A 915-nucleotide genomic window follows, 5' to 3' on the forward strand; every position below is an offset into this window, starting at 1 on the left:
TGGCGAGGACGAGTTTAAAGACTACGTGCTGCATATAGCTCTGAACATCGAAGTAGAAAGCAGGTCTGTTGATTCTGCTCCTTTGACAAATAGGGTATCCACACCAGGAGCCGTGTGATGGGAAACTATCAAGCACGGTTCTGAATGGGAGTTCGGGAAGGTGACTTCACTCTCGACCCCTAACTCTTTGAGGGGGTAAGATGTGACCAGAAGCCAACGCCCGACTGTAATGGTAGGGATATGCTAACGGGTCACGGTTTGATTGTAAGAATAGAGTCTAGTAGGTGTACAAATGGCGATAGCGAGTTTAAAGAAAGGGTTTGGGAAACCAAAACCAATCAAGACTACGAACAACGCATGGAAGGCAATCCCATGGACTAAGGTTCAACGGAAAGTTTTCAAGCTCCAAAAGAGTATATTTCAAGCAGCTAAATCGGGACAGGACGCAAAGGTAAGAAGGTGGCAACGTCTATTGGTGAAATCATATTATGCCCGACTCTTAGCAGTGCGGCGAGTGACCCAAGACAATCAAGGAAAGAGAACAGCTGGAGTAGATGGAGTTATTACAATTTCTCCTAAGCAAAGGTTTGAACTGACCGAGAAAATCAAAGGAAATCTTAAAGCAAAAGCACTTAGGAGAGTATGGATACCAAAACCTGGTAGGGATGAAAAAAGCTGGAATAGGAATTCCTACAATCCAAGATAGAGCAAGGCAAGCCTTGGTTAAGTCGGCACTCGAACCTGAATGGGAATCGAGATTTGAAGATACAAGCTACGGGTTCCGTCCAGGACGGTCAACCCAAGACGCAATAGCCAGAATTTACCTGAGTATCAACAAAGGTAAATACTACGTGCTTGACGCGGGTGCGAGACGTTCGGGTATGAAATAGGGCTGAAATGCCCGAAATAACTACC

Annotated in this window: 2 protein-coding genes; both read left to right on the top strand. The window is 45.5% G+C overall.

Annotated elements, in window-relative coordinates:
* Positions 1 to 292 precede the first annotated feature (292 nt).
* A complete protein-coding gene (locus tag P5674_RS25245) occupies positions 293 to 706 on the top strand; it encodes a reverse transcriptase N-terminal domain-containing protein (RefSeq protein WP_315643351.1) in 414 nt (137 codons plus the stop codon).
* A complete protein-coding gene (locus P5674_RS25250) occupies positions 666 to 890 on the top strand; it encodes a reverse transcriptase domain-containing protein (protein ID WP_014276174.1) in 225 nt (74 codons plus the stop codon). Before P5674_RS25245 ends, P5674_RS25250 begins: the two co-directional genes overlap by 41 nt.
* Positions 891 to 915: the final 25 nt, after the last annotated feature.

This window comes from Limnospira sp. PMC 289.06 (assembly GCF_032350395.1).
GTDB lineage: Bacteria > Cyanobacteriota > Cyanobacteriia > Cyanobacteriales > Microcoleaceae > Limnospira > Limnospira platensis.